Raw genomic sequence first — 13674 nt, 5'->3', positions numbered from 1 at the left:
CGCGTGGGTAGGATATCCACGTATTAGCAAGCGGAGGACAGGACGTTCATCCAATGTTTGTCTTCGGGAGTGGGAAATGAAGCCTTTCTTGCGCTGGTGTTATGTTGCGACAGCACTCATGCTGGCAGGATGCAGCAACCATGATTGGCGTAAAGACGACGTTTTGGCTATTCCGTTGCAGCCAACGCTGCAGCAGGAAGTGATCCTGGCGCGCATGGAACAAATACTTGCCAGCCGGGCACTGACGGACGATGAGCGCGCGCAGCTTTTATATGAGCGCGGTGTGTTGTATGATAGCCTCGGGCTACGTGCACTAGCGCGCAATGATTTCTCGCAAGCGCTGGCGATACGTCCTGATATGCCGGAAGTTTTCAACTACCTGGGCATTTACTTTACGCAGGCAGGCAATTTTGATGCTGCCTATGAAGCGTTTGATTCTGTACTAGAGCTTGATCCAACTTACAATTACGCGCGTTTAAACCGGGGCATCGCACTGTATTATGGTGGTCGCTTCCCGTTGGCGCAGGATGATCTGCAGGCGTTTTATCAAGACGATCCAAATGATCCCTTCCGTTCGTTGTGGCTTTATCTGGTGGAAAGAGAAATCGATCCCAAGAAAGCCGCCATATCGCTCCAGCAGCGTTATGAAAAGGCAAACAGAGGGCAATGGGGATGGAATATTGTCGAATTCTACCTGGGCAAAATCAGCGAAAAATCGCTGATGGAACGCCTCAAGGCAGATGCAACGGATAACACTTCGCTCGCTGAGCATCTCAGTGAAACTGACTTCTATTTAGGTAAACATTACCTAAGTCTGGGGGACAAGGACACCGCTTCGGCGCTGTTCAAACTGACGGTAGCTAACAACGTTCATAACTTTGTTGAGCACCGCTATGCATTGTTGGAATTGGCGATGTTGAGCCAAGAACAAGACGACCTATCGGAATCGGACCAGCAATAGCTGACGGACATTTATCAGCCTGAATTACATTGGTTTTTTGACCAAAGTAATCGCCTTGGCGGGCGAGGGCTTTTTTGTCTGTTTTATAATCTAATTTGAGCCGGTTCACACTTTTCAATGAAAATGACTGAAAGTTTTCTCGACGAGTTATGTAGACTGGCTGCCATTATTAATGAGGCACGTGTACATGACTACTGAGTTTGAAACCTCTTTTGCTGACCTGGGGCTGTCTGCTCCAATTATTTCTGCCCTGACCGATTTGGGCTATGAAAAACCATCACCGATCCAGGCTGAGTGTATTCCTCACCTGTTGAACGGTCGCGACGTGCTGGGCATGGCGCAGACCGGTAGCGGTAAAACGGCGGCGTTCTCGTTGCCACTGCTGCACAATCTTGATGCAGCCCTGAAAGCGCCACAAATCCTGGTGCTGGCACCGACCCGCGAACTGGCGGTTCAGGTTGCTGAAGCAATGACCGATTTCTCTAAACACATGCATGGCGTGAACGTGGTGGCCCTGTACGGTGGCCAGCGTTATGACGTGCAACTGCGCGCTCTGCGCCAAGGCCCACAAATTGTGGTCGGTACCCCAGGCCGTCTGTTGGATCACCTGAAGCGCGGTACTTTGAACCTTTCCAGCCTGAAAGGTTTGGTGCTGGACGAAGCCGACGAAATGCTGCGTATGGGCTTTATCGAAGACGTAGAAACCATCATGGCAGAGATCCCGGCTGAACATCAGACCGCGCTGTTCTCTGCTACCATGCCGGAAGCGATTCGCCGTATTACCCGCCGCTTTATGAAAGAGCCGCAGGAAGTTCGTATTCAATCCAGCGTGACGACCCGCCCAGACATCAGCCAGAGCTATTGGACTGTGCACGGCATGCGTAAAAACGAAGCGCTGGTGCGTTTCCTGGAATCAGAAGATTTTGACGCTGCGATCATCTTCGTGCGTACCAAAAACGCGACGCTGGAAGTGGCCGAAGCGCTGGAGCGCAGTGGTTACAACAGCGCTGCTCTGAACGGTGACATGAACCAGGCCCTGCGTGAGCAGACTCTGGAGCGCCTGAAAGATGGTCGCCTGGATATCCTGATCGCTACCGACGTTGCGGCCCGTGGGCTGGACGTTGAGCGTATCAGTCTGGTTGTCAACTATGACATCCCTATGGATTCAGAGTCTTACGTTCACCGTATCGGTCGTACAGGCCGTGCTGGCCGTGCTGGCCGTGCGCTGCTGTTCGTGGAGAACCGTGAACGCCGCCTGCTGCGTAACATTGAACGCACCATGAAGCTGACCATTCCAGAAGTTGAGCTGCCGAACGCAGAACTGCTGGGTGAGCGCCGTCTGGCCAAGTTTGCAGCCAAAGTGCAGCAGCAACTGGAAAGCAGTGATCTGGATATGTACCGTGCGCTGCTGACTAAGCTGCAACCGGCAGAAGAGCTGGATATGGAAACCTTGGCCGCAGCCTTGCTGAAAATGGCCCAGGGCGAGCGTCCTCTGATCCTGCCACCGGATCCGGTGTTCAAACCGCGTCAACGCCGTGAGTTCAACGAGCGTGATGATCGCGGCGGCGATCGTCGTCGTGATGCCCGTTCAGATAGCCGTGACGGTGGCGATCGCCCACGTCGTGAGCGTCGTGACGTTGGTGAAATGCAGTTGTACCGCATTGAAGTGGGTCGGGATGATGGCGTGGAAGTTCGTCACATCGTTGGTGCTATCGCTAACGAAGGTGATATCAGCAGCCGTTATATCGGTAACATCAAGCTGTTTGCTTCCCACTCCACCATCGAGCTGCCAAAAGGCATGCCGGGCGAGATCCTGAATCACTTTACTCGCACGCGCATTCTGAACAAGCCGATGAACATGCAGTTGCTGGGTGATGCACAGCCGCATGAACGCCGTGAGCGTCCTGCAGGCGGTAACGGTGGTGAGCGTCGTGGTGGCCGTTCATTCAACGGCGAGCGCCGTGAAGGGGCAGGTGCTCCGCGTCGTTCTTTCGGTGAGCGTCGTGAAGGCGGTAATACTGCCGGTGGCGAACGCCGCAAGCCAGCACCGCGCCGTGACGATGCCGCACCGGCTACAGCACGTCGCCGCTTTGGTGATGCATAACTGCTGATTTAACCGTTCGTGGTTAATCACTTTGGAAACCAGCCTGCGGGCTGGTTTTTTTATACCTGAATAGCGGTTAAAAGAAATAAATGGCGTATCATCCGCAAGGTTTACCTTACGGATGTAAAGTACAGGAGATGCCATGAGCTGGCAGCAATTCAAATCTCAATATCTGGTGCGTTTTTGGGCACCATTACCGGCTGTGATAGCTGCCGGGATCCTTTCTACCTATTACTTCGGTATCACGGGGACTTTCTGGGCGGTAACTGGCGAGTTCACCCGCTGGGGCGGTCATGTGCTGCAGGGATTGGGCTTCCATCCTGAGCAGTGGGGTTATTTTAAAGTGATTGGCCTACAGGGAACGCCACTTGAGCGTATCGATGGCCGGATGATTATCGGCATGTTTGCCGGTTGCCTGGCTGCCGCGCTGTGGGCCAATAACCTCAAGCTGCGCATGCCCCAGCATCGCATCCGTATTGTACAGGCGTTGTTGGGCGGCATTATTGCCGGTTTTGGCGCCCGCTTGGCGATGGGGTGTAACCTGGCGGCCTTTTTCACCGGGATCCCACAGTTTTCTTTGCACGCTTGGTTCTTTGCGCTGGCGACGGCAGCAGGTTCTTATTTTGGGGCCAAATTCACTCTGTTACCGCTGTTCCGCATCCCTGTAAAACTGCAAAAAGTGAATGCTGCTGCACCGTTAACGCAGAAACCAACGCAAGCACGCCGCCGTTTTCGTTTAGGGATGGTGATTTTTTGCCTGAGTGTGGTTTGGTCATTATGGACTTTGTTTGATGCGCCGAAGCTCGGCATCGCTATGTTATTTGGTATTGGCTTCGGTTTGCTGATTGAACGAGCGCAGATCTGCTTCACCTCGGCGTTCCGCGATCTGTGGATCACTGGCCGCACTCATATGGCTAAAGCGATTATTCTTGGCATGGCAGTGAGCGCGATAGGTATCTTCAGCTATGTGCAATTGGGGGTTGCGCCAAAAATCATGTGGGCGGGGCCGAATGCGGTAATTGGCGGCTTGCTGTTTGGTTTTGGCATTGTGTTGGCCGGTGGCTGTGAAACCGGTTGGATGTACCGCGCGGTAGAAGGGCAGATCCACTACTGGTGGGTTGGCTTGGGTAATATCATTGGAGCAACCTTGCTGGCTTATTACTGGGACGATCTGGCTCCGGCGCTTGCCACCGATTACGATAAAATTAACTTATTGGATACCTTCGGCCCGATCGGCGGATTGCTGGTTACTTATCTGCTGTTGGCATTGGCTTTTGCCGCCATGCTGTGGTGGGAAAAGCGTTTTTTCCGCGCAAAATCTGCTGCGCAGGCTGCTGACTTAAAGAGGAGTGCATCATGAAACAGGCAGAGATCGTGCCGGATTATCGTCTGGATATGGTGGGTGAACCTTGCCCTTATCCGGCAGTGGCCACGCTGGAGGCGATGCCGCAGCTTAAGCCGGGTGAAATACTGGAAGTGATCAGTGATTGCCCGCAATCGATCAATAACATCCCGTTGGATGCTCGTAATCATGGTTACCAGGTGCTAGATATTCAGCAGGATGGCCCGACGATTCGCTACCTGATTCAACGCTGATAGAACCGGGCACCATCACGGTGCCCACCAATTGCTGACAAAACCCGTTTGTCAGCAATCCCCTATTCCAATCACCCTTTCACCAACTCGCCTTTCAAACCTGCGACGATCTCAAACGATCGCAAGCGTGCCTGATGATCAAAGATCTGGCCGTTCACCATGATCTCATCGGCATCAGTGGCACGCAGCAGCGCTTGCAGCCCTTGGCGCACCGTATCTTCGCCGCCGACAATTGACATACGCAGTGCCTGATCAACGCCATATTGCTCACCTGCAGTCCATAAAGCGTGGATATTGTCTACCGGTGGCGGTAGCGGCCCTGGCGAACCTCGGCGCAGATTGATGAACTGTTGCTGCATTGAGGTAAACAGGAAGCGTGCATCACGATCGCTGTCGGCTGCAATCACGTTCACGCAAACCATAGCGTGCGGCTGCTGGCATTGTGTAGAAGGAGCAAAATTTTCACGGTACAGGTTCAATGCCTGGAACAGCATGTCTGGCGCGAAGTGGGAGGCAAACGCAAAGGGCAGACCGAGTTGTGCGGCCAGTTGTGCGCTGTACAGGCTGGAACCCAACAGCCAGATTGGTACATGCAGCCCCTGGCCCGGCACAGCTTGCACTGCCTGGTCTGGCTGCACGTCACCGAAGTAGCGTTGCAGTTCCTGCACATCGCGGGGGAAATTATCCACGTCACCAGAGAGATGGCGGCGTAACGCCATCATGGTACGTTGATCGGTTCCCGGGGCACGGCCAAGCCCCAGATCGATCCGGCCTGGATAGAGTGACTCCAGCGTCCCGAATTGTTCTGCAATCACCAGTGGTGCATGGTTGGGGAGCATCACGCCACCGGAACCGAGGCGAATGCGAGTCGTGCCTGCTGCCAGGTAACCCAGCAGCACTGACGTTGCCGCGCTGCCAATGCCAGGCATATTGTGGTGTTCTGCCAGCCAATAACGCTGATATCCCCAATTTTCGGCATGCTGCACCAAATCCAGTGAGGAATGGAATGCATCCCGTGGTTTAGCGCCTTGGGGAATCGGGGATAAATCCAGTATGGAAAGTAATACCTTTGTATTTTCAGTCATCTCGTCGTCCATTTTACTTAGCGCCGTTTCTTGCTATTGCAGAGCGCGGCGTATGGCTTTCGCTTAAAGGGCGAGTGCAGGGATCTGCGGGTTGTTGAAGCATAATCTAATTTGCGATGGGAAAAGGGGATATCTGTGCTTGATGAAGACTAAATAGCCATATACTTTGTGTGTCATTGGGTTTAAAGAAAGCATTAATGAAAGAAATTAATAATTTAATACACATCATCAGAATTAATTGGTTGTCTATTGTATTTCCTCGAAATAATTCACGGTACTGACTAGTCACGCCGTTAATAAATACGGAGATAAATTAAGCAAGAAAGTTATGCAGGAAACCCGAAATGTGGTGATATAAGAAAGCAGTGTGTTTTTTAATGTTAGTCAATGAGATTTTAACCTAAAAAAAGCAATAGACCTCTCCAAATAAATGACAAAAAAAGAATTTCATGCTTATGCATTAATTTATCTGCATGAATGGTTTTTTTAACCAAAAAATTAATTTATTTGGTTTTATATTCTATTTAATTTATTTTTACGACCAATTTTGGATTTTAATTCTCTTTTGCGTGCTGTTTTTTTTGTCTTTATGAATTGACATTATAATCCCAGCCCATAATATAGACCGGGCCGATAATATATAGGTAATGATTCCTAACCAAAAAATAAAATATCTAAGTGGTTACAGCAGTAATGTGATGGAGTGATAATGGATACCGCAAGCCAAAAAAGAGAAGCAGAAAAATCAATTGTTCGGCTTGATACAAAGAAATTGATGCTTTTTGGCTATGTTGTTAACGATGAATTCCAGGTTGATATAAAGTCAAGCTCGGTAATAAAGTTATATAATACTATAGAATATAGTAATCAAGATGACCAACGTTTTAGTAATTATTTTAAGTTGCGTGAAACGATGATGAGATTGTTACTTTATTTATTGGAAAATGCAAGTTTTGGCTATATCTCGAATGAAGAGATAATGGTTAATGTGTGGGAAAACTATAACCTGTCATCCTCTTCAACCAGGTTGACACAGGTGATGAGTGAACTGAAGACGCGTTTGGCAACAATTGGTATAGATGATGGTTTTATTAAAGCCTCTCGCGGAAAGGGATATACATTGCAAGGAGCATTGATTGTGCCTTTATATAGTTTTCTAGGTGCGTCTAATAGGGAGACAGAATTTCACTGTAAAGTGAAATAATGGCTCTGAGCCCAAGGTTTCAGAGTGTTTAAGGACAATTAACAGGATAGTGATTTAAATGAAAAAGAATGCTTTATTAATGACGATTGCATGTGTCATGGGTGGCCTGACTGCGACTTCTGCTTTTGCAATTGATGGTAACATTAACTTCACGGGTGAAGTTATTGATACCACTTGCCTGATCAACGGTCAGACCCCAAATGGTGCTGTAAACGTTGATGTCGACTTGAAACAGGTTCAGGTCGGTGCGCTGAATTTTGCAGGCGCTACTGCAAACGCTACACCGTTTAAAATAACGCTGGGTGGCGATACTGATACCAATTGCACCAATGGGAAGATTGCTGAGGTGTATTTCGAACCGACTAGCCCAGCGATTGACAGAACTACTGGCTGGCTGAAGAATACCGCACCTGCGGCATCTAACCCGGCTCAAAACGTTCAGGTGCAAATCCTGAATGGAGAGACTAACAGCCCAATCAATTTGTTCTCTGGCAACAATAACTATGCGCCGAAAACCATCGCGAATCATACGGCAGAGTACTCGTACTTTGGTCAGTATATTGCAGTGAATGGCCCGGCAACTTCAGGCCCGGTAGCCTCTACAGTTAAATACAGTATTGTTTACCAATAATATAGCAGAGTAGTGACAGGGGCCTGCTCAAACAGGGCCCTGTTTAATAACGCTATACCCTGGCCTTTCAAACTGCAGCCTATGGCCTGCGGTTCGAAGGGCATTGGGGATATACTTACAAGGCGGTTAGATTCTTCATGGAAAGATATTGGTTGTCATCATTGGTGCTGGTCGCCGGGTTATTTTCCTCATGCCTGCATGCAGGTATTGTTATTTCTGGCACTCGCGTGGTTTATCCCTCCAATGAAAAAGAAGTGACGCTGAAGCTGGAAAATAAAAGCAAGGTTCCTCTATTGGTACAATCCTGGATTGATAGTGGAGATGCCAACTCCTCTCCTGAGGACAGTGAGGTTCCTTTTACCGTGATGCCACCGGTTTCACGCATTGAATCCACCAAAGCGCAAACGCTGCGTATCAGTGCGACGCCGACGAAAAATCAGGCCACCGATCGTGAAACGCTTTACTGGATTAACGTGCTGGAAGTGCCTCCCCAGTCTAAAGGTGACAGTAATTACCTCTCTATCGCCTATCGCAATCGCCTGAAAGTGTTTTACCGCCCGGCAGCGTTGAAAAGCCTGTCTCCAGAAACCATGGGAAAGGTCAGTTGGCGTCTGCAAGGGGATCAGCTCATCGGTAAAAACCCGACCCCTTATTACATCAGTTATGCCTCTGTGCGGGTCGTGGGCACAGGGAAAGCCGTGGTGGCGGGGAGCGATGGTGGCATGATTGCCCCCTTCTCTGAACAGGCTTTTCAGGTCAAACGCACTAATAACGCCACTGGTGGGTTGCCAAACACCATAACGGCTGATGCGATCACTGACTATGGCGCTTTTGTTGAAAAAACATACCCGCTAACTCGTTAGCGTTCGTCAGTTTTTTCAGAATTATTGGCTTATCTGAGTCGTCAAGGATGCTATGACTACGCATAAACCAGCAAAAAAAACGGGACTGAAATGGCTCTTGTCTTATGCCATGATTTCGGCCTCGTCTGCCTACGCTGCAGAAGCGCCGGAAGAAGTAAAATTTGATCCCAGCTTCTTCCCCGGTGGCAAGGCCGGGAAATTCGATCCCGCCCAGTTCAGCCGCGGTAATATCGTGGTTCCTGGCGTTTACAACGCGTCAATTGAGCTCAATGGACAACCTATCGGCAACGAAGAGATCCGTTTTAAAGCCCAGTCTGGCAGTCAATATGCCACTACGCCGTGCTACAGCGGCAGTTTCTTTTCTCTGCTTAATCTGAGCGAAAAGATGCTGCTTGAGCAAAAGCCACCGCAGCAACTGAGTCGGTTAGAGGCTGAAGGGTATTGCGGCTCGCTCAGCGACATCCTGCCCGGCGCTTCAGCCAGTTTTGATTCCGGCGAGCAAAAGCTGACGGTATCGATACCACAATTGTTGCTGAATAAAACGCCACGCGGTTATGTCAGCCCCAAACTGTGGGAAGATGGCTTGACCGCCCTGATGGTTAACTATAACGCCAACGTCTACCAATCCAAGCAGCGGGAAAATACTAACACTTATGGCTATCTTGGGTTGCGTAATGGGTTGAACGTGGGCGCTTGGCGCGTGCGTAATAATGGCTCCGTCAACTGGGTTTCAGACGGTGGCAGTGGCGGTTACAAGAGTAACTCTACCTATGTTGGCCGTGATATTCCTGCGATTAAGTCGCAATTGATTATCGGCGATGCGTTCACCAGCGGTGAGTTGTTTGACGGGATCCGTTTTCGCGGTGTCAGGATTTATTCCGACGATCGTATGCTACCGGATTCCCTGCGCGGCTATGCGCCCGTGGTGCGTGGTGTTGCCAATACCAACGCCAGAGTGACCATCGTGCAGAATGGATTCACCATCTACACCACCACCGTTTCCCCAGGGCCGTTTGAGATTAACGACCTCTATCCCACCAGCTATGGCGGTGAACTGACGGTACGGATTGAGGAAGCTAATGGCCTGATCCGATCCTTTGCTGTGCCTTATGCGTCAGTGACACAGATGCTGCGGCCCGGCGTGAGCCGTTACGAGATGGCCGCCGGTAAGATCAATACTTCCGGGTTGGTTGATAAACCCGACTTTGGCAGCCTGACGTATCAGCTTGGCCTGAATAATCTGGTGACGGGGTATACCGGCGTCGTCGGTAGTGAGAGTTATTTCTCCGCTTTGATGGGGGGAGCGCTGAACACGCCAATCGGTGCACTTTCTTTGGACATCACCCAGTCGATCGCCCGCTTGCCTGAACAGGATCAGCGTTCAGGGCAAAGTTATCGTGTCGGGTTCAGCCAGGTTTATGCGGAAACGCAAACCAGTTTCTCGGTGATGGCATATCGCTACTCAACCGATGGCTTCCTGAACTTGAACGACGCGGTGCAATTGCGCGATCTGGCTCTGCGTAATGAAGATATTGAAGGCTATGGGCGGCAGCGCAGCATGTTTACGCTTTCTGTGAGCCAGCCGCTGGGCGAGCATTGGGGCAGCCTGTATGCCACCGGTAACCATATTACTTACTGGAACCAGAATGGTTCACAGCAGAGTATGCAAATCGGCTACAGCAATTTCTGGCAGAACCTCAGCTACACCCTCTCGATCAACCGCACCTTGAGCGGACAGTTCTCAGGGGTACAGGGCGACACGCTGGATCGGCGTGAAACCCAATATTCGCTAAGCCTCTCGTTGCCGTTAGGGGCAAGTACCCACGCGCCTACGCTGAATATGACCGGAACCACCGACAGTAAGGGCAGTAATGGCCTGATTGGCCTATCGGGGAATGCGGGCGAGCAGAACCAGTTCAACTATGTCGTCAGTACCAGCCGCGATACCGCATCGAATGGTAACTTCTTTAACAGCGGTGTGGGCTATCGCGCTCCACAAGCGAATATGGGTGCCAGCTACAGCTATGGTCAAGGCAACCGGCAGTTGTCGTCCAATATTGATGGCGCGATTGTGGTTCACCGGGGGGGGATTACGCTGGGGCAAACACTGGGGGAAACCAGCGGCCTGGTACGTGCTCCTGGTGCCAAAGGCGCACAGGTTACCAGTGCATCCGGCGTGGAGGTCGATCGCTTTGGTTATGCGATAGTGCCTTATCTGCGCCCTTACTACTTTAATCAGGTGGATATTGACCCTAAAGGCACGTCGCAGGACGTTGAGTTGCTGTCCAGCAAAAGTACTGCGGTTCCTCGCGCTGGTGCGTTGGTGTTGCTCGATTATGAAACCAAGCACAGTGTAGTGACCTACATCAAGGCGAAGCGCCCAGATGGCAAGCCACTGCCTTTTGCCGCCAATGTTTATGATGCGCAGAACAATGCCATCGGTATTGTCGGGCAGGCGAGCCTGGTGGTGGCGCACGATCTGGCTCAGTCAGGGATCTTGCAGGTCAGATGGGGAGATGAGCAGACGGAACATTGCAGTATCCATTATTCGTTACCCGCATTCTCACCTGACGAAAGCAAACCTGTGATTCAGGGTATCTGCCAATAACCGAGCGCCAAGATTAATGAGAAAACAGATGAAAACAATAATCGCGTCAAGAGTGGCGGTATCGTTGATACTCTGTGCAGGCTTATATGCACAAAGCGCGCTAGCGGTGACCCCTGGTTGTGATTGGGACAGTACTTCTGCCATTTTTTCCCCACTCGACACCCGTTTGACTATCGGTGGCTCGGTGACCGTGGGGGAAGATTTGCCGGTCGGTAGCGTCATCTATTCCCAGCGTATCCAAACCAGCGGTAACGGTGCCAAACTATTTTGCCAGGCGGGTATTTATGACCTGGTGAGTTCTTTTACCAGCACGCCTTATGGTCAATCCAGCTACAGTGACCCCACGTTTCCGTTCGTGTTCAATACCAATATCCCAGGCATTGGGGTAGCGTTGTGGCAGGGCACGCCCGACGGCGGCAGCGCACGCCTGCTGATCCCAGGCAGCCTCACAGGTTATTTATCAAATAGCAGCAGCAGCGTTTTCAGCTTCACCAGCCAGAGTGATGCCTCGGTCAGCTTTAACATTGAATTTATCAAAACCGCCAGCAGCGTTGGCAGCGGCACGATTAGCCGAAGTGATTTGCCCAGTTTTGAGACGTCACTGAATGGCAATGGCGAGAATTTTGTCTACCAGAAAACGTCGATCAGCGGCAGCCTGACGGTCATTCCGGCCACCTGCAACGTGGGCAGTAACTATTACCTGCCGCTGGGTGAACACTATCCGGATGAATTCAATGGCGTTGGCAGCACCGCCGGCAGCGCTGAAACTCAGATTGTCCTCTCGGGTTGCCCGGCTTTCTATGGCAGAACCTCTTATAGCGTATTCAAGCCGAACGTCATCAGCATCAAGCTGACGCCACGCAATGGGTTCGAAAATGCCGAACAGGGGATCTCGAAGCTGAATGTGGCAGGCGGCGATGCCGCTGAAGGGGTTGGCGTACAGTTGAGCTTTAAGCAGGAAAACGGCAACTATCAGTTAGCTAAATTCAATCAGGATATCGATCTGGCCGATTATATAACCTTCCTTGAGGATCGCGGCAGTGATTACAACTTAGGGGTTAAGGCCACGTATATTCAGACTGCGACCCCGATCCGGGCGGGCAAGGCTGATGCTCAAATCGAGTTTATGATCACCTATCAGTGATCGGGAGCGTGAAATGCATATAGTGAGTACGTTGAGAAACCTCTCCCTGCTGGCACTGGTCTGTTATGGCGCGGGTGTGCAGGCGTCTTCCACTGGTGTGCTGAATGTGACGGGCTCCATCAAGCTCGCCACCTGTTATTTCGACAGCGTCCCAGGGCAAGAGCAGAAAACCTACGACTGGGTGCTGCCGCAGGTGTTCATGGGCAACCTGAACAGCCCAGGTATGACCCATGGCCGGGCACAGGGCAGCATCCATATTGGTGGGGCACGCTGTACTAACGGGTATACCCCTTATATCACGTTGAATAACGGGGCGACCGTCAGTGCGAACACCGGTAATCTGATCAATACCCTGAGTAATGAGGCCGAGAATGTGGAGATCAGGCTGTTGATGAAGGACACGCCATTAGATCTGCGCACCAGTCCACGGGTCGATTGTGCGGTTATCGTCAATAACCAGAGCCAGTGTGATATTGAATATGAGTATTACGCTACCGGGCTGGCGACTCCCGGTAAAGTGAAGAGCGCGGTACAGTTTAATATCTCATACGATTGATGGAGGGTGGGGAGGCACTGTTCTCCCCACCGCCAGGAATTATGGCACCAGTTCCAGCCCGGCCACGCGCCGCCAGTAACCGTTGCATTCTGCGCGGTCAGCCAGCGTTAGGGGCTGGGTTCCTTGCTGGTTGGCGCGGAAGCGATCGAGCATCGTCAGAGTCTCTTCGCCTTGCGGTGACAGGCGGACAATATCCACCAGCCCGTGCATTCCGGCTAACTCATTACCCAGGTTGTAACAGTAACCGCTCATCGTTTGAATACCGTTCAGCACAAAGACCTGCTGGTTCTCCTGCGAGTTAACTACCCGCCCTTGTGGATATTTGATGCAACAGGTTTCGCATTCGTCCTTACCACGGTTTTCTGAGCGGGCGGTAAAGCAACGTGCGGAGTAAGCCAGCGGCAGATGGCCGTAACTCAGCACTTCCACCTCAAATTGCTGGCGGAACTTCAGCTCTTCGCATTGGTTCAGCAAGTTCACCAGCCAGTCGCGAGAAAGCTCTACCGGCATGCACCAGCGCGTCATTCCCTGCTTATGCAACAGGCGCAGCGTGTAGGCATTGTAGCAATTCAGGGCATGCCCGGCGACAAACGGCAACCCGCGTTCGGCGGCCAGATTAACCGTGCCGAGATCGTTGGCCTCGATCAGGAACTCACCGTTATCCACATAACGTTTCAACTCATTCAGTTCTGAAGGCGCTTGCAGCAACGCCAGGGTTGAGATCACCACCTGTTTGCCGGATTTAGCAATCTCCTGCGCCAGCGTCAGCCAGTCACCGACTTTCATTTCGCGCCGTTTGGTACAGACGCTTTCACCAAGATAGATAATATCGGCGCTGCTTTTGGAGGCCTGCTGATAAAACGCCTCCACATCGTTTTTTGGCCAGTAGTAGAGCACCGGGCCTAATGCATATTTCATGGTT

The 13674-nt window shown here is 51.3% G+C and carries 13 protein-coding genes; 11 read left to right on the top strand and 2 right to left on the bottom strand.

Translation table 11 applies throughout. The features are described from left to right. Window positions 1–76: 76 nt before the first annotated feature. The 5 genes from nlpI to yedF all read left to right on the top strand — a co-directional run bounded on the left by nlpI (window position 77) and on the right by yedF (window position 4661). The gene (nlpI, locus tag IV04_RS21410) at window positions 77–961 is read left to right on the top strand and encodes a lipoprotein NlpI (RefSeq protein ID WP_037396433.1); all 885 of its coding nucleotides are present in this window, start codon (window positions 77–79) and stop codon (window positions 959–961) included. Between the two features lie 117 nt (window positions 962–1078). Beyond that, window positions 1079–1159 carry a protein YrbN gene (yrbN, locus tag IV04_RS27150; RefSeq protein WP_152562932.1) on the top strand — a complete coding sequence of 27 codons (81 nt, stop codon included), beginning with the start codon at window positions 1079–1081 and terminating at the stop codon, window positions 1157–1159. After that, window positions 1149–3065, top strand: a complete 1917-nt coding sequence (locus tag IV04_RS21405) for a DEAD/DEAH family ATP-dependent RNA helicase (RefSeq protein ID WP_037396435.1) — start codon at window positions 1149–1151, stop codon at window positions 3063–3065. The genes yrbN and IV04_RS21405 overlap by 11 nt, the downstream gene beginning before the upstream one ends. Before the next feature lie 142 nt (window positions 3066–3207). Next, complete coding sequence (gene yedE, locus IV04_RS21400) at window positions 3208–4425, top strand: selenium metabolism membrane protein YedE/FdhT (protein ID WP_037396438.1); 1218 nt, start codon at window positions 3208–3210, stop codon at window positions 4423–4425. After that, window positions 4422–4661, top strand: coding sequence for a sulfurtransferase-like selenium metabolism protein YedF (gene yedF, locus IV04_RS21395; RefSeq protein WP_037396440.1), 240 nt, complete (start codon window positions 4422–4424; stop codon window positions 4659–4661). Before yedE ends, yedF begins: the two co-directional genes overlap by 4 nt. A gap of 71 nt (window positions 4662–4732) precedes the next feature. Here the strand turns inward: yedF and IV04_RS21390 are convergent, their stop codons facing one another. Continuing rightward, window positions 4733–5746, bottom strand: coding sequence for a luciferase-like monooxygenase (locus IV04_RS21390; protein WP_197062151.1), 1014 nt, complete (start codon window positions 5744–5746; stop codon window positions 4733–4735). A 709-nt stretch (window positions 5747–6455) separates the two neighbouring features. On the opposite strand from IV04_RS21390, the gene IV04_RS21385 reads away from it, so the two are divergent. The 6 genes from IV04_RS21385 to IV04_RS24810 all read left to right on the top strand — a co-directional run bounded on the left by IV04_RS21385 (window position 6456) and on the right by IV04_RS24810 (window position 12752). Then, window positions 6456–6950, top strand: a complete 495-nt coding sequence (locus IV04_RS21385; protein ID WP_051916933.1) for a winged helix-turn-helix domain-containing protein — start codon at window positions 6456–6458, stop codon at window positions 6948–6950. A gap of 58 nt (window positions 6951–7008) precedes the next feature. Further along, window positions 7009–7581, top strand: coding sequence for a fimbrial protein (locus IV04_RS21380; protein WP_051916932.1), 573 nt, complete (start codon window positions 7009–7011; stop codon window positions 7579–7581). A gap of 137 nt (window positions 7582–7718) precedes the next feature. Beyond that, entirely contained in the window at window positions 7719–8444 is a 726-nt protein-coding gene (locus IV04_RS21375; protein WP_037396444.1) for a molecular chaperone, read from the top strand. A gap of 52 nt (window positions 8445–8496) precedes the next feature. Further along, a complete protein-coding gene (locus tag IV04_RS21370; RefSeq protein WP_051916931.1) occupies window positions 8497–11052 on the top strand; it encodes a fimbria/pilus outer membrane usher protein in 2556 nt (851 codons plus the stop codon). A 28-nt stretch (window positions 11053–11080) separates the two neighbouring features. Next, window positions 11081–12196: a fimbrial protein gene (locus IV04_RS21365; RefSeq protein WP_161782108.1), complete on the top strand. Its 1116-nt coding sequence runs from the start codon at window positions 11081–11083 to the stop codon at window positions 12194–12196. A gap of 13 nt (window positions 12197–12209) precedes the next feature. After that, the gene (locus IV04_RS24810) at window positions 12210–12752 is read left to right on the top strand and encodes a fimbrial protein (RefSeq protein WP_051916929.1); all 543 of its coding nucleotides are present in this window, start codon (window positions 12210–12212) and stop codon (window positions 12750–12752) included. A gap of 39 nt (window positions 12753–12791) precedes the next feature. On the opposite strand, the gene IV04_RS21355 is transcribed toward IV04_RS24810, so the two are convergent. Beyond that, the gene (locus IV04_RS21355; protein WP_037396447.1) at window positions 12792–13670 is read right to left on the bottom strand and encodes a U32 family peptidase; all 879 of its coding nucleotides are present in this window, start codon (window positions 13668–13670) and stop codon (window positions 12792–12794) included. Window positions 13671–13674: the final 4 nt, after the last annotated feature.

Source organism: Serratia sp. Ag1, assembly GCF_000743355.1.
Taxonomy (GTDB): domain Bacteria; phylum Pseudomonadota; class Gammaproteobacteria; order Enterobacterales; family Enterobacteriaceae; genus Chania.
This window is presented reverse-complemented; position numbering and strand designations above follow the sequence as displayed.